The sequence below is a fragment of the Trinickia violacea genome (assembly GCF_005280735.1).
In the GTDB taxonomy this organism is placed as follows: Bacteria; Pseudomonadota; Gammaproteobacteria; order Burkholderiales; family Burkholderiaceae; genus Trinickia_A; species Trinickia_A violacea.
This window is the reverse complement of record NZ_CP040078.1, coordinates 1,823,554-1,850,478: the sequence shown is the minus strand read 5'-3', so window position 1 is coordinate 1,850,478 and position 26,925 is coordinate 1,823,554. Positions and strand designations below refer to the sequence as shown.

General features: G+C 63.3%; 24 protein-coding genes and 2 pseudogenes. 7 read left to right on the top strand and 19 right to left on the bottom strand.

What is annotated here, in order from left to right:
- Positions 1–60: 60 nt before the first annotated feature.
- On the top strand, positions 61–369 hold the full coding sequence (locus tag FAZ95_RS30445; protein ID WP_137336151.1) for a hypothetical protein: 309 nt from the start codon (positions 61–63) through the stop codon (positions 367–369).
- Positions 370–522: 153 nt separating this feature from the next.
- A complete protein-coding gene (locus tag FAZ95_RS30440; protein ID WP_137336150.1) occupies positions 523–741 on the top strand; it encodes a hypothetical protein in 219 nt (72 codons plus the stop codon).
- A gap of 29 nt (positions 742–770) precedes the next feature.
- On the opposite strand, the gene FAZ95_RS30435 is transcribed toward FAZ95_RS30440, so the two are convergent.
- The 4 genes from FAZ95_RS30435 to FAZ95_RS30420 all read right to left on the bottom strand — a co-directional run bounded on the left by FAZ95_RS30435 (position 771) and on the right by FAZ95_RS30420 (position 4,666).
- Complete coding sequence (locus tag FAZ95_RS30435; protein ID WP_137336149.1) at positions 771–1,553, bottom strand: IclR family transcriptional regulator; 783 nt, start codon at positions 1,551–1,553, stop codon at positions 771–773.
- Positions 1,554–1,704: 151 nt separating this feature from the next.
- Positions 1,705–2,628, bottom strand: coding sequence for an SMP-30/gluconolactonase/LRE family protein (locus FAZ95_RS30430; protein WP_137336148.1), 924 nt, complete (start codon positions 2,626–2,628; stop codon positions 1,705–1,707).
- Complete coding sequence (locus FAZ95_RS30425) at positions 2,625–3,479, bottom strand: citryl-CoA lyase (RefSeq protein ID WP_137336147.1); 855 nt, start codon at positions 3,477–3,479, stop codon at positions 2,625–2,627. The genes FAZ95_RS30430 and FAZ95_RS30425 overlap by 4 nt, the downstream gene beginning before the upstream one ends.
- Positions 3,479–4,666, bottom strand: coding sequence for a CaiB/BaiF CoA transferase family protein (locus FAZ95_RS30420; protein ID WP_137336146.1), 1,188 nt, complete (start codon positions 4,664–4,666; stop codon positions 3,479–3,481). Before FAZ95_RS30420 ends, FAZ95_RS30425 begins: the two co-directional genes overlap by 1 nt.
- A gap of 220 nt (positions 4,667–4,886) precedes the next feature.
- Between FAZ95_RS30420 and FAZ95_RS30415 the strand changes: the two genes are divergently transcribed.
- On the top strand, positions 4,887–6,371 hold the full coding sequence (locus FAZ95_RS30415) for an MFS transporter (RefSeq protein ID WP_137336145.1): 1,485 nt from the start codon (positions 4,887–4,889) through the stop codon (positions 6,369–6,371).
- Between the two features lie 343 nt (positions 6,372–6,714).
- Entirely contained in the window at positions 6,715–6,999 is a 285-nt protein-coding gene (locus FAZ95_RS30410; protein ID WP_137336144.1) for a DUF3331 domain-containing protein, read from the top strand.
- A gap of 49 nt (positions 7,000–7,048) precedes the next feature.
- Here FAZ95_RS30410 and FAZ95_RS30405 read toward each other — a convergent pair whose 3' ends face one another.
- Entirely contained in the window at positions 7,049–7,549 is a 501-nt protein-coding gene (locus FAZ95_RS30405; RefSeq protein ID WP_137337674.1) for a thioesterase family protein, read from the bottom strand.
- A 283-nt stretch (positions 7,550–7,832) separates the two neighbouring features.
- Between FAZ95_RS30405 and purU the strand changes: the two genes are divergently transcribed.
- Positions 7,833–8,711 carry a formyltetrahydrofolate deformylase gene (gene purU / locus FAZ95_RS30400; protein WP_137336143.1) on the top strand — a complete coding sequence of 293 codons (879 nt, stop codon included), beginning with the start codon at positions 7,833–7,835 and terminating at the stop codon, positions 8,709–8,711.
- A gap of 35 nt (positions 8,712–8,746) precedes the next feature.
- Here purU and FAZ95_RS30395 read toward each other — a convergent pair whose 3' ends face one another.
- The 12 genes and pseudogenes from FAZ95_RS30395 to FAZ95_RS30345 all read right to left on the bottom strand — a co-directional run bounded on the left by FAZ95_RS30395 (position 8,747) and on the right by FAZ95_RS30345 (position 22,906).
- Positions 8,747–10,405: a trimethylamine N-oxide permease gene (locus tag FAZ95_RS30395; protein ID WP_137336142.1), complete on the bottom strand. Its 1,659-nt coding sequence runs from the start codon at positions 10,403–10,405 to the stop codon at positions 8,747–8,749.
- A 114-nt stretch (positions 10,406–10,519) separates the two neighbouring features.
- Positions 10,520–11,383, bottom strand: coding sequence for a glycine betaine ABC transporter substrate-binding protein (locus FAZ95_RS30390; protein WP_137336141.1), 864 nt, complete (start codon positions 11,381–11,383; stop codon positions 10,520–10,522).
- A gap of 127 nt (positions 11,384–11,510) precedes the next feature.
- A pseudogene (locus FAZ95_RS40920) lies at positions 11,511–11,762 on the bottom strand (2Fe-2S iron-sulfur cluster-binding protein); the annotation flags it as partial.
- A gap of 77 nt (positions 11,763–11,839) precedes the next feature.
- A pseudogene (locus FAZ95_RS30385) lies at positions 11,840–12,668 on the bottom strand (FAD-binding oxidoreductase); the annotation flags it as partial.
- A 17-nt stretch (positions 12,669–12,685) separates the two neighbouring features.
- Positions 12,686–13,927 (bottom strand): aromatic ring-hydroxylating oxygenase subunit alpha, encoded by a 1,242-nt coding sequence (locus FAZ95_RS30380; RefSeq protein WP_137336139.1) that lies wholly within the window; start codon positions 13,925–13,927, stop codon positions 12,686–12,688.
- 60 nt (positions 13,928–13,987) lie between these two features.
- Positions 13,988–14,773: an electron transfer flavoprotein subunit beta/FixA family protein gene (locus FAZ95_RS30375; RefSeq protein ID WP_137336138.1), complete on the bottom strand. Its 786-nt coding sequence runs from the start codon at positions 14,771–14,773 to the stop codon at positions 13,988–13,990.
- Positions 14,770–15,948, bottom strand: a complete 1,179-nt coding sequence (locus tag FAZ95_RS30370) for an electron transfer flavoprotein subunit alpha/FixB family protein (protein ID WP_137336137.1) — start codon at positions 15,946–15,948, stop codon at positions 14,770–14,772. The genes FAZ95_RS30375 and FAZ95_RS30370 overlap by 4 nt, the downstream gene beginning before the upstream one ends.
- Positions 15,949–15,952: 4 nt before the next feature.
- The gene (locus FAZ95_RS30365; protein WP_137336136.1) at positions 15,953–17,878 is read right to left on the bottom strand and encodes a (Fe-S)-binding protein; all 1,926 of its coding nucleotides are present in this window, start codon (positions 17,876–17,878) and stop codon (positions 15,953–15,955) included.
- 2 nt (positions 17,879–17,880) lie between these two features.
- The gene (locus FAZ95_RS30360; protein WP_137336135.1) at positions 17,881–19,944 is read right to left on the bottom strand and encodes an NADH:flavin oxidoreductase; all 2,064 of its coding nucleotides are present in this window, start codon (positions 19,942–19,944) and stop codon (positions 17,881–17,883) included.
- Positions 19,945–19,981: 37 nt separating this feature from the next.
- Positions 19,982–20,515, bottom strand: coding sequence for a DUF5943 domain-containing protein (locus FAZ95_RS30355; protein ID WP_137336134.1), 534 nt, complete (start codon positions 20,513–20,515; stop codon positions 19,982–19,984).
- Between the two features lie 49 nt (positions 20,516–20,564).
- Complete coding sequence (locus FAZ95_RS30350; protein ID WP_137336133.1) at positions 20,565–21,536, bottom strand: dipeptidase; 972 nt, start codon at positions 21,534–21,536, stop codon at positions 20,565–20,567.
- A 95-nt stretch (positions 21,537–21,631) separates the two neighbouring features.
- Positions 21,632–22,906 (bottom strand): serine hydroxymethyltransferase, encoded by a 1,275-nt coding sequence (locus tag FAZ95_RS30345; RefSeq protein ID WP_137336132.1) that lies wholly within the window; start codon positions 22,904–22,906, stop codon positions 21,632–21,634.
- Between the two features lie 423 nt (positions 22,907–23,329).
- Here FAZ95_RS30345 and FAZ95_RS30340 point away from each other — a divergent pair, with 423 nt between their 5' ends.
- Positions 23,330–24,424, top strand: coding sequence for a GlxA family transcriptional regulator (locus tag FAZ95_RS30340; RefSeq protein WP_137336131.1), 1,095 nt, complete (start codon positions 23,330–23,332; stop codon positions 24,422–24,424).
- 56 nt (positions 24,425–24,480) lie between these two features.
- Here the strand turns inward: FAZ95_RS30340 and FAZ95_RS30335 are convergent, their stop codons facing one another.
- Together FAZ95_RS30335 and FAZ95_RS30330 are read right to left on the bottom strand one after the other, a co-directional pair.
- A complete protein-coding gene (locus FAZ95_RS30335; RefSeq protein WP_254700345.1) occupies positions 24,481–25,446 on the bottom strand; it encodes a helix-turn-helix domain-containing protein in 966 nt (321 codons plus the stop codon).
- A 98-nt stretch (positions 25,447–25,544) separates the two neighbouring features.
- Positions 25,545–25,802: a hypothetical protein gene (locus FAZ95_RS30330; protein ID WP_137336129.1), complete on the bottom strand. Its 258-nt coding sequence runs from the start codon at positions 25,800–25,802 to the stop codon at positions 25,545–25,547.
- A 261-nt stretch (positions 25,803–26,063) separates the two neighbouring features.
- On the opposite strand from FAZ95_RS30330, the gene FAZ95_RS30325 reads away from it, so the two are divergent.
- Positions 26,064–26,873 (top strand): IclR family transcriptional regulator, encoded by an 810-nt coding sequence (locus FAZ95_RS30325; RefSeq protein ID WP_137336128.1) that lies wholly within the window; start codon positions 26,064–26,066, stop codon positions 26,871–26,873.
- The last annotated feature ends 52 nt before the right edge of the window (positions 26,874–26,925 follow it).

The window sequence follows — 26,925 nt, the reverse complement described above, 5'->3', positions numbered from 1 at the left end:
TACTTCCCACCGGCTGCTGATCGGACTAGCATGTTCAAATCAGTTGAGTGGGGGACAGCCATGGCTACGTATGCTATCGACGGCGTACGCATCAGTTCTTCTACGGACCGCGTAACGCATGTGCGCTGGGCGCCAATCGACCCCAGAACTCACGATTGGCTTTCGCCCCCGCAAATCGCCGAAGTGTCGGATGTCGCAAACGGCATCCGTTCGGGAAACATCGTTTATTCCCTCTTTACACTCGGGGGCATGCGATTCCTCGGGCCGAAAATCAAAGCCGTCCCGCACCCCAATGGAATTGACGGCATCGACACCGAAGTCCCCGACGGCAGTGTCGAAAAATCCATGGACGATCTGCCGCGTATTTAACGGACGCATTTGACGCACGCATTGAACGAATGCGCGCCCGATCGCGACAAGCCCCGTTAAGCCCAGTTAATCCGGTACCGATTTTTGTTCAGTTGGCGCGCCATTTATGGCGTGCGATAACGCTTGCCATCGCCCAATTAACGGAGCAATCCGATGGCAACGCTGGAAGCATTTCGCGCCGTACTCGACGACGCCCACACGCCGGAAATCATTCGCAACCACATCATCGATTCGCTGCAATATTCCCTGCGCAATTACGGACATATTTTCACGGCCAAGGAAATCGCCTGGCTGGCCGATTGGGACGACGCGCGCATTCCGCTCGCCGCCTCGCGCGAATTGCAAAAGCGTGAGGCCGAAGTCGCGGGCTAAGCCCGCCCGCGCCTCGCTCATCGCATGGTTCAGCGCGCCCGCTCCGGCTTGAGAAGCGCGAGCGCCGAGCGCAGCGGCGCGACATCGCCGCCGAGCATCTCGCTCACCTCGATCGAGGCCTCCAGCATCGGGCGGCGCATCCGCATCATCAGCGCTTCGTCGACGCGCGAGCGCGGACCGGCGAGCGTCAATGCGCCGGCCAGCGGCTGCTCGGCCGAAAAGACCGGTGTCGAAATGCCGGCCGTCTCGGCATCGCGCTCGCCCGTCGACGCGTAGTAGCCATCGCGGCGAATGCGCTCGTGCAACGCGCCGCGCGTGCCGCCGAACGCGCTCAGCACGCGGCCGCCCGAGCCCTTGTCGAGCGGCAGCACGTCGCCTTCACGCACGTGGTCGCGTATCGCATGCGTCGAATCCACGCGATGCAAGCACACGCGCAGGTTCTTCTGCCGCACGTAGAACGACACGCTTTCGCCGCTCTCGTCGCGCAGACGGCGCATGACCGGCAGGATGATGTCGGCGAGCTGCAATCCGCGCTGGTAGATCGCGCTCAGTTGCAGCGTCGCGGGGCCGATCTGGTAGCGGCCGTCGTCGAGGCGCACCAGGAGCCGATGGTGGATCAGCGACGCGACGAGCCGCAGGATCGTGCTTTTGTAGAGGCCCGTGCGCGCGGCCAGCTCGGCGAGCGACAAGCCGCGGTCGTCGGGACGAAAAGCAAACAGAATCGAGAACGCGCGGTCGAGCGCGGCCACGCCGTCGGGCGAAGAGACCGGCGGCGCCGGTGCATCGGGGGTAGGACGTTTTGCGGCAACCATGAGCGGTGGTTTGGCGGTGAGTGTGGATAGAATCGCTGCCGCTTTGACTATCGGTTGTATCACGTCAAAGCGGCGGCGTTATGCCTAACAGAACGCCATTTTATGCGATGTCCCACGCCCCCGCGCACCCCGCCCGGCTCTCGTGCACGCCTCAGCGGCCCGAACGCATTGGCCGTGCCGCTCCGCGCACATGCCAAGCGGCACGCAACACGTTGCCGCCGGACGAATCGGTCATGAACAACGTGCTGTTGTCCGCGCCGCCAAACGTCACGTTCGTGATCGTGCGGCCACCGCACGACTCGATTTTCGCGATCCCTTCGCCATGCGGATTCAGCACGAACACGCACCCAAGCGACGCGTGCGCGACGAACAGATTGCCGTCGCGGTCCATCGTCATGCCGTCCGGTCCGCTCACGCCGTAAAACTGCGCGAAGCGGCCCACCTTGCTCGTGCTGCCATCGGCGAGCAACGGCAGACGCCACACCGAGTTGTCGCGCGTCATCGCGACGAACAACACGTTTTCTTCCGCGTTCAACACGAGACCGTTCGGACTCGGCCCGTTCGCAAGCAGGCAATCGAGCCGGCCGTCGGTGCGCAGCCGATAGACGCGCCCGCTCGGATCGTGCAGCCCCGTCTGGCCTTGATCGGTGAAATAGATGTCGCCGTTCGCCGCGACGATCAGGTCGTTCGGCCCTTTGAAGCGCTCGCTGTTGCGCCGTGTGATGACAGGCGCGATCTCGCCGCTCGACGGATCGAGCGCGAGGATGCCGTTCTTGTAGTCGGCGATCAGAATGCGTCCGTCGGGATGCCACGCGAGGCCGTTGGGCTCGCCGTCGTATTCGGCAACGCGCTGCCACTCGAGCTCCGGCGTGATCCGGAAGATGCGGCCGTGCGGAATATCGACGACATACAGGTTGCCATCGGGATCGAAGCACGGCCCTTCGAGAAACGAATCGACGACCGCCCCGCCCTTGTTCCCTTTCGACCATTCCGACACTTCGCGCCTTCGCACGGAGTCCGGCATCGCGGTATGAATTTCGGTTGCCACGCTGCGCGGCACGGGATACCAGCTCATCGCGCGTCGTCCTCCAGATGCCGTGTTGCAGGACCCGTATAGCGATACGGCATTTGCCGCGGCATGGGCCCCTTGTTGCGCTCGCCGCGTCCGCTCTGCTCCCACGCATGCGACAAGATGCCGACCGCGCGCGACAAGCAGAAAATGCCGCGCGCCAGCTCCGGCGCAAAACCGAGCTCCGCGTAGATCACCGCGGTTGCGCCGTCGATATTCATCGGTACCGGTTTGCTGCGTCCCGACGCGAGCAGCGCTTCGATCGCGCGCGCGATGCGCGCGTATTCGCCCGTGACCGCCCCTTCCGCGGCCGCCTCGTCGACCATGCCGAGCAACGTGCCCGCACGCGGATCGACCGGATGAAATCGATGACCGAAGCCCGGCAAATACTTGCCATGCTCGGCCACGAACGCATCGACGCACAGCTTGGCCGCTTCGTCGAGCGGCACGCCTTCGGCCACACGATCGCGAATCTGCCGATACAGCTCGACCGACTGCTGCCCCGCGCCGCCGTGCACATCGTCGAGCGTGTTGAGCGCCGACGCCATCGCGCCGTTTAGCGGCAGCCCGCAGCTCACCGCCATGCGCGAGATGGCGATCGACGGCGCGTGTGGCCCGTGATCGACCGACGCCACGAGCGCCGCTTCGAGCAGGCGCGATTGCGTCTTGCCCGGCACTTCGCCGCGCAGCATCAGCCAGATCATGTCGGGAAAGCTCAAGCGCCCGATCAGCTCCTGGATCGGATACCCGCGCACATGGATCTTGCCGGGCTCGATATCGATGATGTCGGTGCGCCAGTAGTCGGCGCCGAGTTGCCGGTAGTCGACGCTATCGTAGGTGCTGCCGTTGGCGCTCATCAAATCACTCCTTCGTTGCGCAGGGCTTCGATCGCGGCGGCGTCGTAGCCGAGCTTGGCGAGCCATGCCTGTGTGTGCTGCGAAAGTTGCGGCGCGGGTGCGCGCGGCACCGGGTCCGCGTCGGACATGCGGAAGCCCGCACGCGTCACGTGCTGGCCGGCCTCGTCGAACGACGCGACGAAACCGCGCTCCGCGATTTGCGGATGCGCGAGAATGCCGGGCACGTCGAGCACGAGCCCGGCCGGCACCCCCGCTGCGGTGAACGCGCTCTCCCATTGCGTAGCCGGTGCACTCGCCAACGCGGCTTCGAGTGCTTGCGTCAGCGCCGCGCGATTCGCCTTGCGCGCGTTGCGCTCGTTGAAGCGCGGATCGTCGAGCCACTCGGGATGTCCGACGATCCGGCACAGCGACGCGAACTGCTTGTCTTCATTGGCCGCGATATTGATGAGCCCGTCGCCGGTACGGAACGTGCCCGACGGCGCCGCGGTGAAATTCTGGTTGCCCATCGGCGTGGGCTTCACGCCTGCGTTCAAGTAGTTCGATACGACCCAGCCCATCGTCGCGAGCGTGGCTTCGAGCATCGAGACGTCGATCATGCGGCCCGTGCCCGTCCGCACGGCATCGACGAGCGCCGACGCAACCGCGAACGCGGACGTGATGCCGCCGATCGTGTCGCTGATCGGAAAGCCCGTGCGCAGCGGGGCCGATTCGGCATCGCCCGTCACGCTCATCACGCCCGACATGCCTTGGATGATCTGATCGTAGGCGGGCCGGTTGGCGAGCGGCCCCTCTTTGCCGAAGCCGGAAATCGCGCAGTAGACGATGCGCGGATTGGCGTCGCGCAACACGTCGTAGCCGAGCCCGAGGCGGTCCATCACGCCGGGGCGGAAGTTCTCGATCAGCACGTCGGACTCGCGCACCATCTGCAGCAGAATCTCGCGGCCGCGCGGATCTTTCAGATTGAGCGTGACGGACTGCTTGCCTGCGTTGACCGCAACGAACGACGCCCCCATCTGCCGCGCCGACGCTTTCGGGTCCGCGCCGAGACGCCGCGCGAGATCGCCCTGCCCCGGCACCTCGATCTTGATGACTTCAGCCCCCATCAAAGCGAGCTGATAGCCGCAGAACGGCCCGGCCAATACGTTCGAGAGGTCCAGCACGCGTATGCCGTGCAAGGGCAAATCCATTTCCGACTCCTTGATGTTCGCTTCTCACCGGCAATCCGCCGATGCGTCTTCGCCTGCCAAATTCGTTCTACACAACAGAACGACGTTCCAATAATAGTCGATAAGCGGCGCTTCCGCATCGGGAAAACCACTACGTTTACTCGCCCCGGCGAGTCACCCTATCATTCTTTTTAACGAACCATCGTTCTATCTAACAGAACACATATCAGGAGACACTCCAATGAATGAGCCGGCCGGCTTCGGAGCCCTACGGTCCTCCGCGGCACACTCGATCCCGCCGCACGCCCCTCCCATCGAGGCCGTCGTCGAAGGCCGGCGCGCAAACGCGCTGAGCGCGGCAACCATCAACGCCCGTCTCGACCGGATACCCGCGAGCCGCCCCGTATGGGTCATGGTGCTGCTGCTCGCGCTCGGCGCATGGTTCGAGATCTACGACATGTTCCTCACCGCCTACGTGAGCCCGGGGCTCGTGAAGGCGGGCATCTTCACGCCAACCACCGCTTCGTTCTTCGACTTGACGGGCTTGGGCGCTTTCGTCGGCGCGCTGTTTCTCGGGCTCTTCATCGGCACGTTCGGCGTCGCGTTCGCCGCCGACACGCACGGCCGTCGCAAGGTCTTCGTGTTTGCGTTGCTCTGGTACACGATCGCCGCGGCCGTCATGGCGTTTCAGACGAACCCCTATGCGGTCGTGTTCTGGCGCGTGATGGCGGGGATCGGCGTGGGCGCCGAGCTCGTGACGATCGATTCGTACGTCTCCGAGCTCGTGCCCGCAAGCGTGCGCGGGCGCGCGTATGCGTTCATGCAGGCCGTCCAGTACACGTCGGTGCCATGTTTGGCGTTTCTCGCCTGGAAGCTCGTGCCGGTCGCGCCGCTTGGGCTCGACGGCTGGCGCTGGGTCGTCTTGGCCGGCTGCGTGGGCGCGGCGGTGGTCTGGTTCATCCGGCTCGGCCTGCCGGAAAGCCCGCGCTGGCTCGTGCAAAAAGGCCGACTCGCCGAAGCAGACGCGATCGTGACCAAGCTCGAGCACAAAGTGGAACGCTCGCTCGGCGCGGCACTGCCCGCGCCTCAGCCCGTCACGGGCGCCGCGCGTGCCGTCACAGGCGGCATCGGCGAAATCTGGAAGCCGCCGTACCGGTCGCGCACGATCATGCTCATGGTGTTCAACTTCTTCCAGTCGATCGGGTATTACGGCTTCGCGAGCTGGGTGCCGACGTTGCTCGTCGAAAAAGGCATCACCGTCACGCACAGCCTCATGTACTCGTTCATCATCGCGATCGCCAATCCGGTCGGCCCGTTGATCTCGATGCTGTTTGCCGATCGCATCGAGCGCAAATGGCTCGTGTCCGCTTCCGCCGCGTCGATTGCCGTGGTCGGTATTTTGTTTTCTCAGCAGCGCGAAACCACGATATTGATTTGTCTCGGCGTATTGCTCACGTTGCTCAGCAACTGCATGACGTTTTCGTACCGCACCTATCAGGCTGAACTGTTCCCCACGCGCGTGCGGGCGCGCGCAATCGGCTTGGTGTATTCGGTGAGCCGGGTGAGCGCGATGCTGTCCGGTTTCATGATTGCGTTCTTCATGCGCGATTTCGGCGTGCCCGGCGTATTCGTGCTGATCGCCGGCTCGATGGCGATCGTCGTCGCCACGATAGGCGGCTTTGGTCCGCGCACGAGCGGTCTGCAGCTCGAACAGCTTTCGCGCTAATCGCTCCCGATGCCGCCATACAGCGGCGCGTCGACCTAACCGATTCCGTCTCCGACCCCGACGCGGCTCGCTTTGCGAACCGCGTTTTTTTATTGGTATTTCTCGATATTAATGCCGGCCATTTCACCAGAAGAATGATCTGTCTGCCTTGCATTTAGTCAACGATCTGTTGCAAAAACACCCTATTATTTCGGACTGCACTCTCTCAGCCGCGTCAGCTGGGGTTTCTCAATAATATGAATCGATTGTTGCCGTATGCAGAATAGTGTTTCAACCGGCCTAAGAATGGTTATTCTTCCGGCGCGCGAATACATTTACAGGGCTTGCTTAAAGGAAGAAGCAAATGAAGACAAAACAGTCTCCGGCCCCGGACATGAGCCGCGTCCAAGTCGAAATTCTCGAACGCTCCGATACGACCCTGATCGTGCGATGGGTCGAACCCGGCCGATGCCACTACGGCGAGCAGCGGTGGCGCCGCCGCTCGGCCAATTCCTCAGGAACCTGCGTGCTGTCGCGGCGCGCGATCCATCGCGGCGACGCGGTATTCAGACCGGCGGAACGGCCCGCGCCATCGAATGCAAAAGCGATGATTTCAGTCGACGTTTTCGGCCAATCGGCTGACGAATAACGGCCAGGCATTGCGTTGAATCAATCGGCGCAATGCCCGCATTGCTGATTCATTGATTCGATTTACCGGCTAATCCGATCACTCGTCCACCGTATTGCGCAGACGGAAGCGCTGCATGCGCGGCCGCGATGTCTTCGATACGCGCTTTGACGTCAGGATCGAACGCGATCGATTTCGGTCCATTCGTATCGACGTGCAGCAACATCTGCTCGCTTGCCGCCACCGCTGCACCGGCATCGTCAGCAAACATCTCCAGATAGAGATGTAGGCGCTTGGCATCGTGCGCGATGACACGCGCATCGACACGGACCTGCGTCCCCTCCTTGATTTCGCGAAGGTAGTTGATGTGCGCTTCGAGCGTGTACACGGAGCGCTTGCGGGCCTTACGCGTAGCGTCGTCGAGACCGATATGGTCGAGCAGCGCATCGGTCGCGAAGCTGAAAATCAGCAAATAGAACGCGTCGCGCAGATGGCCGTTGTAATCGACCCATTCGGCGCGAACGCGATCGCGGTAGATCGGCAAAGGCGCTGCTTGGTTCAAGTCCGTCATTTCAATCCTCAAGTCACGCGGCGGATGCATGCCGAGCGTGGCGTACACGAATATCGCGGTGTCGACAGTTTCGCTCGCGGTACGCTCGCCGCCAAGCACTTCAACGAGCGGCGGCCGCGACACCTGATGGAACGTCCGCTTCTGACGCGCCCGTTCCATCATCACGGCGCGTCGATTCTATTCGCGGCCCTTTTGTGTTGTTTTACTAGAGGTACGCCGCGCACGACGCTACACGCTCCACCCTGACCGCGCGGCACGCTCCATCGACACCCCGGGGACCTGCATGCTCGCATCCGATCGCCTTCGCCAATTCGTTCTGACGCTCGCCTGCCCGAGCGCCGCCGGACAAGTCGCCGCCGTAGTCGGCTTTCTCGACCGCCATCATGGCTATATCGACGAACTCACCGTGTTCGACGACGAACTCAGCTCGCGCTTCTTCGTCCGCTGCGTCTTTCATGCGACGAACGAAAGCGAGGCGCCGTTGCGAATCGACACGCTTCGAACCGAATTCGCGCCGATCGCGTCACGCTTCGACATGACGTGGGCGATTCACGACGTGAACGCGCGACCCAAGGTGCTCATCATGGTGTCGAAACTCGAGCATTGCCTCGCGGACCTGCTGTTCCGCTGGCGCATGGGCGAGCTGAAGATGGATATCGTCGGCATCGCTTCGAATCACGCGGACCTCGAACCGATGGCGGCGCAGCACGGATTGCCGTTTCGTCATCTGCCGATCTCGGCTGAAACGAAGGGGCAGCAAGAAGAGAAAGTCTTGGATTTGTTCGAATCGAGCGGCGCCGAGCTCATGATCCTCGCGCGCTACATGCAAATCCTGTCGGAAGAGACCAGCCGCAAGCTGGCGGGCCGCGCGATCAACATCCATCACTCGTTCCTGCCGGGCTTCAAGGGCGCGAAGCCCTATCATCAGGCGCATGCACGCGGCGTCAAGCTGATCGGCGCGACGGCCCATTTCGTCACCGACGACCTCGACGAAGGGCCGATCATCGAGCAGGTCGTCGAGCGCGTCGACCATTCGTATCGTCCCGAGCGGCTGCTTGCGGTCGGCCGGGACGTCGAATGCATTACGCTCGCACGCGCGGTCAAGGCGTTTATCGAGCGGCGCGTGTTTATCAACGGCGACCGGACTGTCGTGCTGCAATAGGCGAATAGGCGGTCCGGTGGCCGCCTCGACCGCCGCTATCCGTGAGCCAGCCGGTGCGCGCCCCACATGACGAGCGCGGCCAGCACCAGCGCGCAATACGGCAAGACCTTGCGAATCGAACCGTGCGGCGCGGCGTCCGCATCATCGAGCTCCATGTCCTGCGCCATGCGCGCCGGGAAGCGCCCGCGATCCTGCCAGTAATGGCGATACAGAAACACCGGTACGATCAGCAGCATCGCAATGAGGCCATTTCTCATCGTGCCCGCGCCTTGCATGTCCGCCCCCGCGCCGACGAACGCGAGATTGACGTAGCCGCACAGTGCGCCCAGCCCGAGGAGCCAGGTCGGGCAACGGAACGGCCGATCCCACTTCGCGCGATCGAGCCTGTGTATCCATCCCGATTGCAGATTCAGGAACACGAAGATCATGTAGCACACGTTCGAGATCGACAGCACCGTCATGTAATCGGACATCATCAACAGGACGAGATTGAAACCGAGGTCGGTCCACATCGCGCGCGTCGGCGAGCCGTGCTCGTTCACGTGCGAGAGATAGCGCGGCAGCCAGCCGTCCACCGAGGCTTGATACAGCGTGCGCGACGAGCCCATCATCGACGTCATCACGATCAAGAGGATCGACAGCATCAGCATCACGACGATCGCGTTCGCCACCCATGCGCCGCCGCCCACCATATGCGCCATCGCGGTGCCCACGCCGGTGCCGTCGACGATCTTCGGATCGAGCATACCCTGCGTGCCGAGCACGCCCTGAAACGCAAGCGGCACGAGCGTCATCACGACGAGACACAGCGCGCCGGACCAGAAGATCGCCTTGGCCGTATCGCGGCGCGGATCGCGAAACTCGCGCGTGTAGCACACCGACGTCTCGAACCCGTACGATGCCCACCCCGCCATGAACATCGCGCCCATCGCCATCGTGATGCCGGTGCCGTTCCATGAGCCGAACGTCGCCGCCGTGAGATTGCCCTGTGCGTCGTGGCCGAGCGGCAAGAGCGGAATGAGATTGGACATCGGCACATCGCCGGTCACGAACGGAACGATACCGACGATCAAGAGCGGCGTGAGCGAGGCGATGCCGAGCATGCGCTGCGTCTTCGCGGCCTTCGATGCGCCGCTGTGCTGCAGTCTGAACGTGGTGAGGAGCAACACGACCGCGATCAGAAACGTCGCGTTGATGCGCAGCGTCAGCCCCGGTTTGATGAAGCCGAGATCGGCGAGCGTCCACTGCCAGGTATTGATCGCCGCGTCCGCGGGAAAGAGGCTGGTGAGCGCGTAGTTGGCGGCGAGGCCGGTTCCGAGCGCGAGCATCGGCGACCACGCGAGCCAGTTGCACCACACCGAGACCGGAGCGATCAGCTTGCTGTACCGCACCCAGCCTATCGCGCCGTACACCGACGCGCCGCCCGACTTATGGGGAAACAGCCCCGAGATTTCCGCATAAGTCGCGCTCTGGATCAGGCCCATCGTGATCGCAGCGATCCAGATGGCCCAAGCGGGTTGCCCGATCGTCGCGCACACCCCGCCTATCGTGAACAGCACGCCGGCAGGCACGCCGCTCGTCACCCAGAACGCGTCCTTCCAGGTGAGGCCGCGATGCAGCGTGTGGCCTCCGTCATGCGCTGCCCCTTCGTTGATGCTGTTATCGCTGCGCGCGCGCAGTCCGCTTTGATCCATCTTGCACCTCCGCTATGAGGCCCGGGCCGCCGCGTCCGCGTCACATGCGCCGCATCAAGCGCCAAGCGCACGGCTGACTGCTCCGTGCGCCCGGCGTTTGCTGCACATCAAGCGTTACTGCGTTCCCGCCAACCAGCTATTGACCCGGTCGGGGTGCGCCGCGATCCATGCATCCGCGGCGGCATCAGGCTTCGTGCCGTTTTGAGCCGACAGCATCACACCGTCGATCTCGCCCGGCTTCCATTGAAACTGCTTCAAGAACGCCACGACCGGTTTGGCTTTCGTCTCCAAGTCCGGATTGATGACGTTGTCGACATGCTCGGCGCCGCCGTAGACCTTCTTCGGATCGTCAAGGAACTTGAGCTTCCACTTCGCGAACATCCAGTGCGGCGCCCAGCCCGTGACGATCACGGGTTTATTGGCATGCATCGAGCGCGCGAGTTCCGCGGTCATCGCGGTTCCCGAGCTCGGCATCAGTTGATAGTCGAGGCTGTAAGCCTTGATCGCATCCGCTGTTTTTGCCATCACGCCCGCACCGGCGTCGATTCCCACGATACGTCCACCAAATTCGGACTTCTGAGATTCGAGATCGGCGATGCTGTTCGCCTTCACGTCGGCGGGCACGATCAACCCGATTCTAGCATCCGTAAAATTGGCGCCGAGGTCGACGACCTTGGTTTTGTACTTATCCCAATACGCGGCGTGGGTCACGGGCAGCCAAGCGGAAAGCGTCGCGTCGAGGTCGCCGCGCGAGACGCCCTCCCACATCATGCCCGCCGCCACGGGGACGATCTGCACCGGGTAGCCGAGGCGTTTTTCGATGATGCGCGCGGCCACGTTGGTGGTCGCCACGCTGTCATCCCATCCCTCGACATAGCCGATCTTGATCGTCGGCTTGGTATCGGCGGCCACGGGCAGCACCGTGACCAACCCGGCGCTAAGCGCACCGAACAACAGCAGTTTCTTCAGCAAATTCATGGTCGATCTCCTTGACGTAAACGGTGCCGGTCTCATGCCGGTGACTTAAGGATGAACAGCCAGAAATCGCCGGTAAGTTCGGATTGCGACATGGTCTTGTCCATGTGCGACCCGATCGTTCCCTTGCTTATTTGTCGATGATCAGATCGCTGAGCGGTTTGCTGCAGCAAAGCAGCACCATGCCTTGATCGATCTCGCGTTGACGAATGCCGCCGTTGTGCCTCATGTCGACCTGGCCCGACACGAGCTTCACCTTGCACGTGCCGCACATGCCCTGCGTGCACGACGCCGGCAGACGCACGCCGGCTTGCCGTGCGGCTTCGAGCACATGCTGATCGCTGCCGCATTCGATCTCGCGCCGGCTCTTGGCAAACGTGACGGCGAAGCGCGAGGCGGTTTGCGACGCGCTATCCGGCGTTGGTGCGGTGACGTGCGCTGCCTCGCTCACGACCTGCGCCGCCGATTCCGCCAGCGTTTCGAATGAAAAACTCTCTTCGTGATAGCGGTTGCGATCGAAGCCGGCTTCATCGAGCAGGTCGCGCACCGCCTTCATATACGGCGCCGGGCCACACGTGAAGATCTCGCGCTCCATGAAGTCGGGGGCAATCAGCTTGAGCAGCGGCAGCGTCAGAAACCCCGTGATTCCAGGCCAATTCGTGCGCGCCCCTACTCGTTCGCAAACGAACGACGTGCGGAAATTGGCCTGATTGGCCGCCATCAAATCGAGTTCGCGCGCGAAGATGATGTCGTCGGGGGTTCGCGCGCTGTGCACGAACACGATGTCGCGATCCTCGTTCAATTCGTGATGCGCACGGCTCATCGACATCAACGGCGTCATGCCCGATCCCGCCGAGAGAAACAGATACTTGCTTGCCGGATGCCGCGCACACGTGAACTCGCCCGCCGGCCCGAGCACGCGCACGGCCGTGCCCGCTTGCAAGTTGTCGTGCAGCCAGTTCGACACCTTCCCGCCCGGCACCCGCTTGACCGTGATCGATATCGTATGCGGCCGCGTGGGCGCGGACGAGATCGTATAGCAGCGATTGACCGTCTCGCCGTCGATCTCGAGTTCGAGCGTGATGAACTGCCCCGGCTCGAACGCGAACGCACGGCCTTCCGGCGACTTGAAGAAAAAACTCTTCACGTCGTGCGTCTCCTGGCGCACCTGAGCGCAGACCAGCGTCTCTTCGAGGTCGCTCGTCCAACGCTCGGGCAACGCGTTCCAGAAGCCGGGCCGCGTGAGCCGGCTAGCCGCGGGCTCGAAGGTCTCCCCGTCTCGCTTCATGTTGCCTCCGGCATTCGCTAAGCGTCGATCTGCGCGGCAACGCGACCGATGTACCACTCACAGAACTTCTCGACGAGACCTTCGGTGTACGGCGAGTACGGCCCCGGTTCGTAGGCACTGCTCGTGGCACCGCGCTGCGAGAACTCGACCAGCGCGCGGTCCTGGTCGTTGGTTGCATTCCAGACCGCCGTGAGGTTCTTGACGTCGTAGTCGACACCCTCCTTCGCGTCCTTGTGCACGAGCCACTTCGTGCGGACGAGCGTCTCGCCCGCGGACAGCGGAATCACCACGAACGTCACGATGTGGTCGCTCATGAAGTGGTGCCACGAATTCGGCTGCGTCCAGAACGACAAGCCGCCGAGATCGGCGCGCTTGAATTCGGCCAGCAGCTTCTTCGATGCGACCTTCGCATCGAGCGTCTGCGACTCGCCGCAACGATCGAGCGGCAACCGCTGCGTGCGGAAACCCGTCACGTCGGTCAAGCGATCGACTTCCACCGACGGCAAATCCAGGGACTCCCACTGCTCGGCGCGCTCGGCGCAGGTGCGCTCGAACGCGGCCATCCCTTCCGCGTTGGCCGGCGACGGTTGATAGCCAAAGCCGTATTCATAGAGCGAGATGGTCAGCTCGGGATGGTTCGCGACGCAGTGGTAGCACTCGCGATTGTTCTCCATCGTGAGCTTCCAATTGCCTTTCTCGATGATGTCGATCTGAGCCGCGATCTTGCAGTTCTGCAGGTCGTGGGGCAGCAGGTACGGTTCCATGGCTGCACGCATGACGCCGAAATCGACAGGCGGTTCATCGGCGAGGCAGACGAAGATCAGTCCCGCGAGATTCTGCACGTGAACCGACTTCAAGCTGTGCTTGCAGCGGTCGAATTGCTCGCCCATATGCTCGGCGAACATCAACTGGCCGGTGAGGTTGTAAGTCCAGCTGTGGTACGGGCACACGATGTTGCCGACCGAGCCCTTGTCTTCATTGCACAGGCGCGCGCCGCGATGGCGGCAGACGTTGTGAAACGCGCGGATCTGCATGTCGTCGTCGCGCACGATGAGGATCGAATCGTGCCCGAGCTCGACGGTCACGTAGTCGCCCGGCTCGGGAACATCCGGTTCGACCCCGACTTGAATCCAGTGCTTGCGAAAAATCGCCTCCATGTCGAGCGCGAAAATCTCGTCGCTCGTATAAAACGGCGCTTCGAGGCTGTAGCCCTTTTTGCGCCGGTCAACCAGCGCGCGAATGTCTGCCGATACCTTCATCTCGTTGGCTCCGGATTCGTTACGTCTCAGTGCTTGCGCGTCTGATGAACACCAGACGCGTCAATAATCGATGAGTTGATGCTCCCGCAAATACGCGAGGATCACTTGTGCTTTTTCGACCGAACTCCCGTCAATTACGACGCTGCCGCCGCGGCTTTCCGTCGTCGTCGCGGACAGCATCCGGGCGTGGCCGGAGCGCTTTTCAGCGGCGGCGAGCTTCACGGGTTTGCGTTCGGCCCGTGCGACGGTCCACTGGGCGGCATCCAGGTCGGCTTGCGCGGCGAGTGGGTTCGGGACGATCGAGCCCGCTTGCGAACGCGCGTACGCATAGCGCGGCGCAGCGTTCGCGAGCGGATGGACGGCCACGGCCGCGGGCAACCCCGCGTCGACGCGCCGGCGCACCCCCTTCGGCAAGAATTGCCGAACCGCAACGCGACCGTTGTCGATCGAAACGTCGACAGCCGAGCCGATCAGCGGAAACCTGAGCGCAGCGGCGATGCGGTACGGCAGCATGCCGGTGTCGTACGCCCCCTCGGCTCGCGTGCCGGTCAGCACGAGGTCGCAGCCTTGCAGACGCTTCGCGAGCGCCGGCGCGGCATCGTCGCCGTCGCCGCAGGCGAGTACGTCGATGCGTTCCGCGCCGAGTGCGAGGTAGTCGGTCAGCGCGGGATTCGACGGATCGCCTGCGTGCACCACTTCGAGAGCGGCTTGATGGGTCTTGGCGAGCTTGCGTGCGATGTCGAGTGCGGCAGCGTCGTTACGGCTATAACGCGGCGCGCCGCTCACCGGGTGGATACCCACCGACACCAACACCGCGATTCGCTTCAGCGTTCCTGTGCCGTTCATGCCGTGACTCCTTCGTGAGCGGATACGGATACGCCTTCGAAAGATGCACTCGACTGCGCCGCATGCGCCGCGCGAGCGCGCCTGACTTCGTCCGTCAGCGCGGCGATGGTGGTCTGCGCGTCGCCGATCACCGTGAGATTCGCGCGCTTCACGATCGGCGCACTGCCGTCGAGATTCACCGCGATCACATGCCGGCAATCCTTGATGCCCTGCAGGTGCTGTACCGCGCCCGATATACCGAATGCGATATACACGCTCGCGTCGACCGTCTTGCCCGTCGCCCCGACCTGCTTGTCGCGCGTAAAACTGCCGTTGTCGACGGCCACCCGGCTCGCGCCGATCGCCGCGCCGAAGACACCCGCGAGCGTTTCGAATGCCGCGACGTCGCTCACGCCATTGCCCGCGGAGACGATGAAGTCGGCTTCTTCGAGCGCCACCTGCGCGGCGTCGATCTCCTCGATGCCGAGATCGCGGTATGCCGGACTTTCGGCGCCGATCGTTTCGTCGCCGACCAAGTTCACGCGCTCGCCCGCGCCGACGAACGGCAGCTTCGGGTCGACCGCATTCGGTGCGAGCAAGATCACCTCGGGAAGCGGCCGCGTTGCGAACGACTGCTTCGCCTTGGCGTAGACGCCGACGTGCGAGTTGTCGATTTCCACGACGTGGGTTGCGATGCTCGCGCCCGTTTGCGCCGCGTACCGGCGGCCGATGTCGCCATCGCCCGTCACGCTGTCCGGCATGACGATGTGCACGGGCGTCATGCCGGCGACGCAAGCTTCGAGCGCCCGCAGTGCTTTCTCCGGCGCGAATGCACGACGGTCAAGCGCGGGTAGTTCGATGACTTTGTCCGCACCGAGCGCAGCCGCGTCATCCTTCAACTCGCCGAAGACGAGCAGCGCAACTTCGGTGCGTGAATCCGCGATCAGGGCGGCGGCCGCCACGGCTTGCCGCGCGTGCTCGTCGAGCGCCCCCCGATCGCTGTAGGCAACCGCCAGCACGACGCGCTCGACGGTAGTCAGCGCTCGGCGCGGCTTGACGCCCGGTCCATGCGCCGCCATCGCGACATAGTCGGTGGTTGCGCCCGCAACCGCTTCCGCCCCGAGCGTAATGCGCTTGAGCCCAGCCCCCGTGACCGTGAACGGCCTGCGTGGATCGATTCTTTTGATGGTATTCATCGCTTCACTCCAGCGCGCCGGCGACGAGTTCCGCCACGTCAAGCACTTCCGGACGCGGACCGACCACGCCCTCGAGCATCGCCGTGCAATTCGGGCATCCGACCGCAACCACTTCCGCACCGATCGCACGCGCATCCGCGATCCGGATATCGGGAATGCGCTGCTTGCCGGGAATATCGGTCAGCGGCGCACCGCCGCCACCGCCGCAGCAGCGTCCGCGCATGCCGTGCCGCTCCATTTCGACCACCTGGATGCCGATCGATTTCAGCAGCTTGCGCGGCGCTTCGGTCTCGCCGTTATAGCGGCCCAGGTAGCACGGGTCGTGATAGGTCACGCGCTTGTCGCGCAGCGCGGCCGCGGCCTTCGGAGAGAGCTTGCCCTGCGCGACCAGCTCCGCGATGAAGCTCGTGTGATGCTGGACTGGGTAACGTCCGCCCAGTGCGCGGTATTCGTTTCGCAGGCTGTGCATCACGTGCGGATCGGCCGTGACGATTTGCTTGAAGCTCAATCGATCGAGCGTGCCGATCAGGCGTGTCGCGAGCCGCTGGAACGTGGCTTCGTCGCCGAGGCGCCGCGCAACGTCGCCCGTATCGGTCTCGATGCCGCCGAGCACCGCGTAGTCCACGCCGGCCCGGTTCAAGACTTTGACGAGCGCACGCAGCGTGCGCTGGTAGCGCATGTCGAACGCGCCTTCGCCGGCAATCAGCAGCACGTCGACGGGCTTGCCCGGTTGCGCGGTGGGCGCGTTCAGGTCGACCGCCCAGTCGTAGCGCGCCGCGATGTCGTAGCCGCCCGCCGAGCCGGTCTCGCGCAGATTCGCGAGCACTTCAGCGCCCTTGCCCGGCACTTCGCCGTGCACGAGCGTCTGGTTGCGGCGCATGTCGACGATCGCATCGACGTGCTCGATCAGCATCGGACACTCTTGCACGCACGCGCGGCAGGTCGTGCACGACCAGAGCGTATTGGCTTCGATCAGGCTCGACACGATCGGTCCGTTCGGCTCGCCGCGATGCTGACCGACCGCGATGCCCGGCGTCGGGCTGCCCGCGTAGGCGGCGTCGCTGCCGCCCGCCATCCCGACGACGAGATCCTGAATCAGCTTCTTCGGGTTCAGCGGCTGGCCCGACGCGAACGCGGGACACGCCGCTTCGCACTTGCCGCACTGCACGCACGCGTCGAAGCTCAAGAGCTGGTTCCAGCGGAACTCGACCGGCTTCGCCACGCCATATTCCTGATGCTCGATGTCGGGCAGCTTCAGCGCAGTCGGCGGCGTCGCGCTACCGTTGCCGGTGAACGCTTCGCGGTTCGCCGCGAAACGCTCCTGGCGCGGATGGAACGCGAGATGCAGCAGGCCCGCGATCGCGTGCTTCATCGGGCCGCCTTTTGCCGCGCCGAACGTCATCGCAAACGCGCCGATGCCGATCAGCACCGCGAAGGTCACGGCAAGCCCCTTCGACATCGCCGGCGCCGGCACGGTCACGAACAGCAGCAGCCCCAGCGCGAACGACCCGAGCAGCCACGGCAGCGCATCCCAGGGGCCGCGCGAGAGCCGCGCCGGAACGTTCTTCGTGTGACGGCGGCGCCACACGAACACCGTTCCGATCAGCATCGCGAGCGCCGCAAGAAAGATCAGCTTGTCGAGCCACGGCGAATAAATCGCGAGCCCGTAGTTGACGAACACCAGCGCGAGCGCGGCGATCGCGCCGCCAGCGGTCGCGACGTGCGTCGTTGCGATGTACGGGTCACGCGCGACCACATGGTGCAGATCGACGAAATAGCGCTTCGGGATCGCGAACAGGTTCGCGACGCCGAACGCGCCCGGCGCGGTGGCGCGCCCGAGACGCCAGTACGACGAGCGCTTTACGACCGCGAACGCGAGCCCCGCCACCGACAGCCACAGCAATGCGGTAATCAGAAAGGCCGGATTCATCGTCAGAAATCCTTCGCGAGACGCAGTGCGTCGTAAATCGCGCCGTGGATGTTGTGCATCGAAATGCAATCGCCGACGCGGAACAGCAGGAAGCGGCCGTCGCCAAGTTGCTCCGCGAGCGACGGCTGCGGCTCGGCTGCGAAGAGCTTGTGCACGTCGACTTGTCCTTTGTTGACGGATTCGGGCTTGAGCTTCCAATAGAGCGCATCGTTCGGCGTGACGCCGTTTTCGATCACGACCTGGTCGACGGCACGCTCCTCTTGCTCTTCCGTGTACTCGTTGCGCAGTACGGCGATTTTTTTGCCGTCCTCTTCATACACGCGATCGAGCCAGTAGTTCGGCGTGTGAATCACGCCCTGCGCGTAGAGCCGGCGATAGAAAATCGGGAACGTCGTGCCGCCGACGTCATCGGCCACCTTGACGTCCGGCGTGACGATCTCGACCTTCGAGCCACGGCTCGAGATGAAATCGGCGACGCCTGCGCCCGCATGCGTGCTCACGCCGTCGTAGACGAGCACGTTCTGCTTCGGCTCGACACGCCCCGAGAGAATGTCCCACGAACTGACCGCGAGCCCTTCCTCGACGCCCCACGCCGGCACCTGGTTCGTGAAGCTCGAACCGCCGGTGGCGAGCACGATGATGTCGGGCTTCTCCGCGAGAATCATCTTGTCGTCGGCAGCGACGCCGAGGCGCCGGTCGACACCGATACGCTTCGTCTCCATATCGAACCAACGGACGATGCCCGCCATCTGCTCACGCTGCGGCGCCTTCGCGGCAAGCAGGATCTGCCCGCCGACTTCGTTCTGCTTTTCGAACAGCACGACGTCGTGGCCGCGCAGACGCGCGACGCGAGCGGCTTCCAGACCCGCCGGGCCGGCGCCGACCACGACGACTTTGCGCTTCGGCCCGCGCGACTTCTCGATCACGTGCGGCATCGTCGCTTCGCGCGACGTCGCGGCGTTCTGCACGCACAGCACGTCCAGGCCGTTGTACTGGCGGTCGATGCAATAGTTCGCACCGACGCATTGCTTGATTTCGTCTTCGCGTCCGTCGCGGATCTTGATGACCATGTGCGGGTCGGCGATCTGCGCGCGCGTCATGCCGACGAGATCGACCATCCCGCTCGCGAGCAAGCGCTCGGCTTGCCCCGCATCGCGAATGCTCTGCGCGTGCATCACCGGCAGCTTGACGACCGACTTGATGCCCGCCGCGAGATGCACGAATGGCTCGGGAGGCAGCGCCATCGGCGGCATGCAGTTGGCGAGCGTGTTGTGCGTATCCGCACCGGAGCCGATCACACCGAGATAGTCGATGAGCCCGGTCTCGGACATCGCTTGCGCGATCTCTTTCAACTGCTCGTGATCGAGACCGTCTTCGTGGAATTCGTCACCGCACATGCGCAGGCCGACGCAGAAATCGGGGCCGACCGCCTCGCGCACCGCCTTCAGGACTTCGACACCGAAGCGCAGCCGGTTCGTGAGGCTGCCGCCCCATTCATCGGTGCGGAAGTTCGTGCGCGGGCTCCAGAACTGATCGATCAGATGCTGGTGCGCAGCGGAGATCTCGATGCCGTCCATTCCGGCATCCTTCACGCGTTTCGCCGCCGCCGCGAAATCGCCAATGATGCGGCGGATTTCCTCGACCTCGATGATCTTCGCGTTGCCACGGTGCACGGGCTCGCGCACACCCGAGGGCGACATCAAATGCGGCCAGTGCTCGCCATGGAATGCCGAGCGGCGTCCCATGTGCGTCGCCTGGATCATGATCTTCGCGCCGTGGCGATGCATCGCTTCGGCAAGGCGCGAGAGCGGATCGACGATCTTGTCGGTCGCGAGATTCACCGACTTCCACCATCCCTGCGGGCTATCGATCGACACCGGGCTCGATCCGCCACAGACGGCAAGGCCTACGCCGCCCTTCGCCTTCTCCTCGTAGTAGCGGATATAGCGATCGCCGGGCAGCCCGCCCGGCTCCGCATAGACCTCGGCGTGCGCCGTGCTGACGATCCGGTTGCGCACCGTGAGCTGGTTCAGCGTCAGGGGTTTGAACAGATGGGGATAGCGCATCTCAGGCAACCTCGAACGTAGTGCTTTTTACCGCGTGTTATTGAGCGAGCGGCGAAACTTCGAATACGCAATGGTCGTGGCCTTCGGCCGCGCATTGCACCTCTTTCGATTGCGAACGCGGCGCATGCTTGCCGCCATCGCGCGTGTCGTTGACCCAATCCATCGCGCCCGCGAACCAACCGGCGAACATGTAGCAGAGCTTGCCTTCCTTGCCCGGCTGCTGGAGCACGAACGACGAATGACGCAGTACGATGCGCGCACGCGCGCTGACCGGATCGGCCTCGACGATCTTGAAGAGCCCCCAGCCGCGTTGCGAGAGGCGTTTCAAGTAGTGCTCGAAAACCGCCATGCCGCTGATGCCGTGCTGCTTTGCTTCCTTATCGCACCAGTGATACGCGGACTTGTAGCCGGCCTTATAAAGAATCTCGGCATACGCCTCGCGGCCGAGCGCTTCCTCGACGGCCGTGTGGTTGTTCGTGAAGAAATGACGCGGGACGTACAGCATCGCCAGCGCGTCGGTGGTCCAGACGCCCGTGTTGGGATCGACGTCGATCGGCAGTTGCGGTTGCATCGAATGACTCAGGTTTGCTAAGAATGAGAGGGAAGCGGACGGCCGACGCTCAAGCGCCCCAAACGTCCTTGAAGACCCTCACCCAGTTTTCGCCCATGATCTTGCGGATGCGGGTCTCGCTCCAGCCGGCGCGCTCCATCGCCGCCGTCAGGTTCGGAAACTCGCCGATCGTGCGAATGCCTTCGGGATTGACGACCTTGCCGAAGTTCGTGAGGCGGCGATAACGGCCCTTGTCGTGCGTGAGCATGTCGAAGAACTCGGTGCTGTAGCCCTGCGTGAAGTCCGTGCCGATGCCGACCGCGTCTTCGCCGATCAGGTTGACCACGTAGCCGATCGCTTCGATGTAGTCCTCAACCGTGGCGTCGATGCCGCGCTTCAGGAACGGCGCGAACATCGTCACGCCGACAAAGCCGCCGGCGTCGGCGATCTCCTTCAATTGCTCGTCGCTCTTGTTGCGCGGATGCTCCTTGAGCCCCGACGGCAGACAGTGCGAATAGCAGACCGGCTTCTTCGAAAACGCGATCGCCTCCGACGACGTCTTCCCGCCGACATGCGAGAGATCGACCATGATGCCGACGCGATTCATTTCGGTGATGACCTCGCGCCCGAAATCCGACAAGCCGCCGTCACGCTCGTAGCAGCCCGTGCCGACGAGGTTCTGCGTGTTGTAGCAAAGCTGAACGACCCGCACGCCCATGTCGCGGAATGCCTCGATGTAGCCGAGGTTGTCCTCGAACGCATGCGCGTTCTGAAAGCCGAAAATGATGCCGGTCTTGTTTTCCTTTTTCGCGCGCAGGATGTCGTCGGTCGTGCGCACGAGCGTCAGGATCTCGCTGTGCTCGCGAATCTGCTGCTTCATGAGCGCAATGTTGTCGACCGTTTTCGTGAAGTTCTCCCAGACGGACACCGTGCAGTTCGCGGCCGTGATGCCGCCCTTCCTCATGTCTTCGAATACCGAGCGGTCGAACTTTGAAATGTTCAGACCGTCGATGATGATGCTGTTCTCGTGCAGGGTGCTCATCGAATTCTCCAGGCGTTCTTGCGAATGGTCTTCAACCGTGCGGTTGGGTTGGCGGGCCCTCTCGGCCCTTATCGGCGCGCGTATCGTCGTGCGGATCAGTAGATGGGAAACTGCTCGCACAGCGCGAAGATTTCCCGCCGCACGCGCTGTTCGGTTTCGGCGTCGCCATCCGGGTGTTTGCGCAGCGCATCGAACACTTCGAGGATGAGACGGCCGATCTGACCGAACTCGTCGACGCCGAAGCCTCGCGTGGTTCCGGCCGGCGTGCCGAGACGGATGCCCGACGTGACGGTCGGCTTCTCGGTGTCGAACGGAATGCCGTTCTTGTTGCACGTGATGCCGGCACGTTCGAGCGCCTGCTCGACCTGCGTGCCCTTGAGGCCCTTCGGACGCAGATCGACGAGCAGCAGATGGTTGTCGGTGCCGCCCGTCACGAGATCGACGCCGCCGTCCTTGAGCACTTCGCCCAACGCCTTGGCGTTGGCGAGCACGTTGTCGATATAAGTTTTGAAGCTCGGCTGCAACGCCTCGCCAAACGCGACGGCCTTGCCCGCGATCACATGCATCAGCGGACCGCCTTGCAGCCCTGGGAACACGGCCGAATTGATCTTCTTCGCGATGTCTTCGTTGTTGGTCAAAACGAAGCCGCCGCGCGGGCCGCGCAGCGTCTTGTGCGTGGTCGACGTCACGACGTCTGCGTAGCCGATCGGATTCGGATGCCGTCCCGCCGCGATCACGCCGGCGATGTGCGCCATGTCCACCATCAGCTTGGCGCCGACGCTATCGGCGATCTCGCGAAAGCGCGCGAAGTCGAGCACGCGCGGATACGCCGAGAAGCCCGCGATGATGAGACTCGGCTTGTGCTGCTGAGCGAGCGCCTCGACTTGCGCGTAGTCGATCAAGAGCGTCTCGCGATCGACGCCGTACTGCACCGCGTTGAACCACTTGCCCGACAACGCCGGCTTCGCGCCATGGGTGAGATGGCCGCCCGCATCGAGCGACATGCCGAGCACCGTATCGCCGGGCTTCGTCAGCGCGAGCATCACCGCGCCATTCGCTTGCGCGCCCGAATGCGGCTGCACGTTCGCGTAGCCCGCGCCGAAGATCTGCTTGACGCGGTCGATCGCCAGCGTCTCGACTTCATCGACGAATTCGCAACCGCCGTAGTAACGCTTGCCCGGATACCCCTCCGCGTACTTGTTGGTCAGCACGGAGCCTTGCGCTTCGAGCACGGCGCGCGACACGATGTTTTCCGACGCGATCAGCTCGACCTGCGACTGCTGCCGTTCGAGTTCCCTCAACACCGCGCCGCGCACCGGCGCATCGCGCTCGGCAAGTGTCTGCGCAAACAATGGAAGCGTCTTAGACATAGTGAGTCCCTGGAGAGTGGGTGGAGCACGCCCGCTTGCGGCAAGGCTTGCGGGCTCTCGTACTTGACGGCTCTATTCTTGTCGTTCGCTTTTGGAGCCGATTTACGATTTCAGACGCTTTCTTGGTTTTTTGCGCCATCGAAGTCCATTTTGGACAAGTGACAGATCGTGCGGATGGCTCGATCTATGCCGATTAGGTGCGGCTTTCAAATTGTTATCTTCGTGCGCACACTTCGGCATCCGCGCTTCGTCACGATTTGCTGCATCGCAACAGCTTCGCACTGCGCGAGTGCGAATCGCGCGCGAAACCCGTGCTGCCGCCGCACGCGCGCAGTGCATCGCAATGCAACGCCACGGTGCCGCTTGGCGGCGAGATAAGGGTTAAGCCGTATGGCACGCTTGTTGCCACCGATTCCACAATGAATGAGCCCATGTCCCCGCATCGGCCGCAACACATCAGATCCGAAGGAACGCTTCTCCATGTCGCCCGACCGAACTGCGTCGCTGTCTCACTTCGCCTTCATGCCGTTGCCGAACTTCACGATGATCGCGTTCACGAATGCGATCGAAGTGCTGCGCATGGCGAACTATTTGAGCGGCAAACCGCTTTACCGTTGGTCGGTGGTGAGCCCGGAAGGCGGACCGGTGACGGCGAGCAATGGGTTATCCGTCGAATCGGGTCCGGCCGAATGCGTCGGCAAGCCCGATATCGTGTTCGTCTGCGGCGGCATCGACGTGCAGCGCGAAACCACGCCGGCTCATCTGTCGGCACTGCGCCGCTTCGCGCGCGAGGGCGTGGCGCTCGGCAGTCTTTGCACGGGCACGTATGCGCTCGCGAAATCGGGATTGCTCGACGGCTATGCGTGCGCGATCCATTGGGAAAACATGTCGGCGCTCAAAGAGGAATTTCCCGGCACGCGTTTTCTGAAAGAACTATTCGTGGTCGATCGCGATCGGGTGACGTGTACGGGAGGCGTCGCGCCGCTCGACATGATGCTCAACTTGATTGCTGCGCGCGTGGGGACGGCGCGCGTGACGCAGATCGCCGAACAGTTCATCGTCGAGCACGTGCGCGATACGAGCGCGCAGCAGCGCATGCCGCTCGTTGCGCGGCTGGGGTCAGCGAACAAGTCGCTGTTCGAAGTGATCGCGCTGATGGAAAACAATATCGAGGAGCCGTTGTCGCGCGAAGAGCTCGCGCGGCTCGCGAATATGTCGCAACGGCAACTGCAGCGGCTCTTCCGCGAGCATCTCGGGATGACGCCGACGCATTACTACCTCACGCTGCGGTTGCGGCGCGCGCGGGAATTGCTGCTGCAAACCGATATGTCGATCATGCACATCACGATGGCCTGCGGTTTTCAGTCGGCCTGCCATTTCAGCAAGAGTTATCGCGATGCGTTCGGTACGGCGCCGACAAGGGAGCGGCGCAGGCAGGTTGCCCCCCTTGCGCCTGCGGCGGCTTCGCCTATGGTGCCAGCTGCCGGTATGACGGGCGGCGTGCTGATGCATGCTTAGGTTGCGCGAAGCCGGACGTCCGACACGCGTCGCTGGCGATTAGGCCAGCGAGCTTCCTACGTCGATTTGCCGACCACCTGTTTGCTTGCGCGGTATTGGGTCGGAGTCGTTTCGAAGTGCTGACGAAACAGCTTCGATAACCGCCCGCCACTGCCGATACCGCAACGCCTGGCAATTTTATCGATCGGCAGATCGGTTTCGACGAGCAGGCGGCAGCTCATGTCGAGTCGCACGGACGTGAGGTAATCCGATGGCGTGACGCCCATTTCCATCTTGAAGCGCCGCAGGAAGTTTCGCTCGCTCATGGCGGCGATTTGTGCGGCGTCGTCGATAGCGATGGGCCGGTCGCCGTTCGCTTCGAGCCACCGGGCTGATTCCTGAATCTTTTCGTTGACGCAATCCGACGCGTTCTTGCGCACGTTGGAGGTGAGCTTCGTTTCCGCGGACGGCGCGATTCGGTCAGCGATATGACGGGCGGCTTCCGAGCCGAGATCCTCTTGCACCACCGACATGGCGATTCGCATGGGGTCCATTGGCTCGGCAGCGGGAGCGGCATGGGTCACGTTTCGCTCTGACTCGGCGGCACGTACCCCGCTGCCCCCTCCATTGGCGGTTTGCCCGAAGCCAGCGGCTTCGAGGAGCAAGCGGCCCTCGGCGACCGGGAATAGCAGATCGGTTCGGGAATGGGAGCGGCGCAACCAAGCGACGAGGCGATCATCCCGCGACGCATTGGCCGCCCCGGTACCGCCGACGATGAAGAGCGCACGGAAATCGTCCGTATCGCGCTGCGTGTCGACACTTTCGGTCCAAACGAAGACGGATGACGAGCTTGCGATTCTGCCGCCGGCCGCCGACAACAGACAGACTTCATAGCGCGCGCCATCGCTATCCGCAGAGTCGGTAAATGCATTCGCCGAATGGAATACCTCTGTGATTGCCACTGCACCCGGGAGTGCAAAGCCATTGAATAACACCACGCCAATACGCCTTGCGCTGCGCGCTTCAGGCAGAACGGGCGGCAATACGACATTCCGTTGAATTTCGGAAAAGCATTCCATCTGATGTTCCTCGGCAATTAACTGGTCCCGCTCTGAAGCCCCGGACAGCCCACCGTGGGCCGCTATTCCTTCAACGTAGCGAGAAGACGGCCGATTTCGTCGAATTGGCTTTTCGACAATTGATGGCTTTCAATGATTTCCTGCAAGCGCTTTCGCCAATATGCCGGCGGCAAACGCGATTCGTTCAAATCCTGGGTCGACAATCGCTGAATCACGGACTTAATGTGCAGAATGTCGCCATGTGCGACTTTCAACGAATAGGCACCCGACATTTTCGGTTGCCCGCCGTCGTTCAAATCCCGTTCTGAAATGATTCCCATCGTTGTTCGCCGTCGGAATACGGTGGCGCGCATGCCGCGAGCACGCCACCGTTCCGTAGCCCCCGTAGCTGTTTGCCTGGGTGAAGCACACCGTGAATCCGCTGTGCCGCCTCTCGAATTATTTAAATTGTTCTGCTCTGCCGAACGCGGTTCGGCGAGATATTCATGGTACGGTCCCACCCTAATGACTGTCAATATCGTCTGTGCGAAGCTCGCTGAAACGCTCGACCGCCACGCTATCGGTAAGAACTCGAAATACAAATGACACAAACCGCTCAAACCACTGGAGAACGCAACGCACTTCGCAGCGTCAGCCGGGCGCTCGACGTTTTGGATACCTTGGGGGCCAGCGGCACCGAGGGGCTCACGGTTGCCGAGATCGCGACGGCGATCGACGTCTCGAAGAGCACGGCGTTCGCGTTATTGCAGACCTTGCTTGCCCGCGACTACGTCACCGACGTGCGCCTTGGCGGCTCGCGGCGCTATCGGCTCGGGTTTGCGCTCGTGCATCTCGGCGACCGGGCGGCGGCCGACGTCGGCCTGTCCCAGGTCGCGATGCCGGTGCTGCGCGAGCTGACCGAGACGACCGGCCTCACCTCCCGGCTCGCGGTGCTCGACGACAACGGCTATGCGGTGGCGATCAGCCGCGTCGAGGCGCCGGGCATCGTGCGGATCGCCTCCGCACTCGGGCAACGCGAGCTTCCGCATTGCTCCGCACTCGGCAAATCCCTGCTCGCGCTGCTGCCGCCGGCGCGGGTCGTGAAGCTGCTGGCGCATACCGGCATGCCGCGCCGCACCGAATACACCCGCGTGACGCCCGCGGAGCTGATGAAGGATCTGATCCTCGTCGCCGAGCAAGGCTACGCATTCGACGACGAAGAAGACAACATCGGCGTGGTCTGCGTCGGCGCGGCGATTACGAACCGCGATGGCGAGGGCGTGGCCGCGATCAGCGTCACCACGCTCAAGACCGGACTGAGCGACGACGACCTGCACGCACTGGGGCGCACACTGCGCGCGCATGCCGAGCGCATCAGCCGGATGCTCGGCGCGCGCTCGGGCCCGCGGTAACCAGGCGTGCCGCGCTAGCGCGCTTCTGCTCAGCGAAACACCCGCGTCCCCG

What these genes read in the sequence shown, in the direction of transcription:
- FAZ95_RS30445 (WP_137336151.1), top strand. Translation starts at nt 61, where the DNA reads ATGGCTACGTATGCTATCGACGGCGTACGCATCAGTTCTTCTACGGAC.
- FAZ95_RS30440 (WP_137336150.1), top strand. Translation starts at nt 523, where the DNA reads ATGGCAACGCTGGAAGCATTTCGCGCCGTACTCGACGACGCCCACACG.
- FAZ95_RS30435 (WP_137336149.1), bottom strand. Translation starts at nt 1,553, where the DNA reads ATGGTTGCCGCAAAACGTCCTACCCCCGATGCACCGGCGCCGCCGGTC.
- FAZ95_RS30430 (WP_137336148.1), bottom strand. Translation starts at nt 2,628, where the DNA reads ATGAGCTGGTATCCCGTGCCGCGCAGCGTGGCAACCGAAATTCATACC.
- FAZ95_RS30425 (WP_137336147.1), bottom strand. Translation starts at nt 3,479, where the DNA reads ATGAGCGCCAACGGCAGCACCTACGATAGCGTCGACTACCGGCAACTC.
- FAZ95_RS30420 (WP_137336146.1), bottom strand. Translation starts at nt 4,666, where the DNA reads ATGGATTTGCCCTTGCACGGCATACGCGTGCTGGACCTCTCGAACGTA.
- FAZ95_RS30415 (WP_137336145.1), top strand. Translation starts at nt 4,887, where the DNA reads ATGAATGAGCCGGCCGGCTTCGGAGCCCTACGGTCCTCCGCGGCACAC.
- FAZ95_RS30410 (WP_137336144.1), top strand. Translation starts at nt 6,715, where the DNA reads ATGAAGACAAAACAGTCTCCGGCCCCGGACATGAGCCGCGTCCAAGTC.
- FAZ95_RS30405 (WP_137337674.1), bottom strand. Translation starts at nt 7,549, where the DNA reads ATGACGGACTTGAACCAAGCAGCGCCTTTGCCGATCTACCGCGATCGC.
- purU (WP_137336143.1), top strand. Translation starts at nt 7,833, where the DNA reads ATGCTCGCATCCGATCGCCTTCGCCAATTCGTTCTGACGCTCGCCTGC.
- FAZ95_RS30395 (WP_137336142.1), bottom strand. Translation starts at nt 10,405, where the DNA reads ATGGATCAAAGCGGACTGCGCGCGCGCAGCGATAACAGCATCAACGAA.
- FAZ95_RS30390 (WP_137336141.1), bottom strand. Translation starts at nt 11,383, where the DNA reads ATGAATTTGCTGAAGAAACTGCTGTTGTTCGGTGCGCTTAGCGCCGGG.
- FAZ95_RS30380 (WP_137336139.1), bottom strand. Translation starts at nt 13,927, where the DNA reads ATGAAGGTATCGGCAGACATTCGCGCGCTGGTTGACCGGCGCAAAAAG.
- FAZ95_RS30375 (WP_137336138.1), bottom strand. Translation starts at nt 14,773, where the DNA reads ATGAACGGCACAGGAACGCTGAAGCGAATCGCGGTGTTGGTGTCGGTG.
- FAZ95_RS30370 (WP_137336137.1), bottom strand. Translation starts at nt 15,948, where the DNA reads ATGAATACCATCAAAAGAATCGATCCACGCAGGCCGTTCACGGTCACG.
- FAZ95_RS30365 (WP_137336136.1), bottom strand. Translation starts at nt 17,878, where the DNA reads ATGAATCCGGCCTTTCTGATTACCGCATTGCTGTGGCTGTCGGTGGCG.
- FAZ95_RS30360 (WP_137336135.1), bottom strand. Translation starts at nt 19,944, where the DNA reads ATGCGCTATCCCCATCTGTTCAAACCCCTGACGCTGAACCAGCTCACG.
- FAZ95_RS30355 (WP_137336134.1), bottom strand. Translation starts at nt 20,515, where the DNA reads ATGCAACCGCAACTGCCGATCGACGTCGATCCCAACACGGGCGTCTGG.
- FAZ95_RS30350 (WP_137336133.1), bottom strand. Translation starts at nt 21,536, where the DNA reads ATGAGCACCCTGCACGAGAACAGCATCATCATCGACGGTCTGAACATT.
- FAZ95_RS30345 (WP_137336132.1), bottom strand. Translation starts at nt 22,906, where the DNA reads ATGTCTAAGACGCTTCCATTGTTTGCGCAGACACTTGCCGAGCGCGAT.
- FAZ95_RS30340 (WP_137336131.1), top strand. Translation starts at nt 23,330, where the DNA reads ATGAGCCCATGTCCCCGCATCGGCCGCAACACATCAGATCCGAAGGAA.
- FAZ95_RS30330 (WP_137336129.1), bottom strand. Translation starts at nt 25,802, where the DNA reads ATGGGAATCATTTCAGAACGGGATTTGAACGACGGCGGGCAACCGAAA.
- FAZ95_RS30325 (WP_137336128.1), top strand. Translation starts at nt 26,064, where the DNA reads ATGACACAAACCGCTCAAACCACTGGAGAACGCAACGCACTTCGCAGC.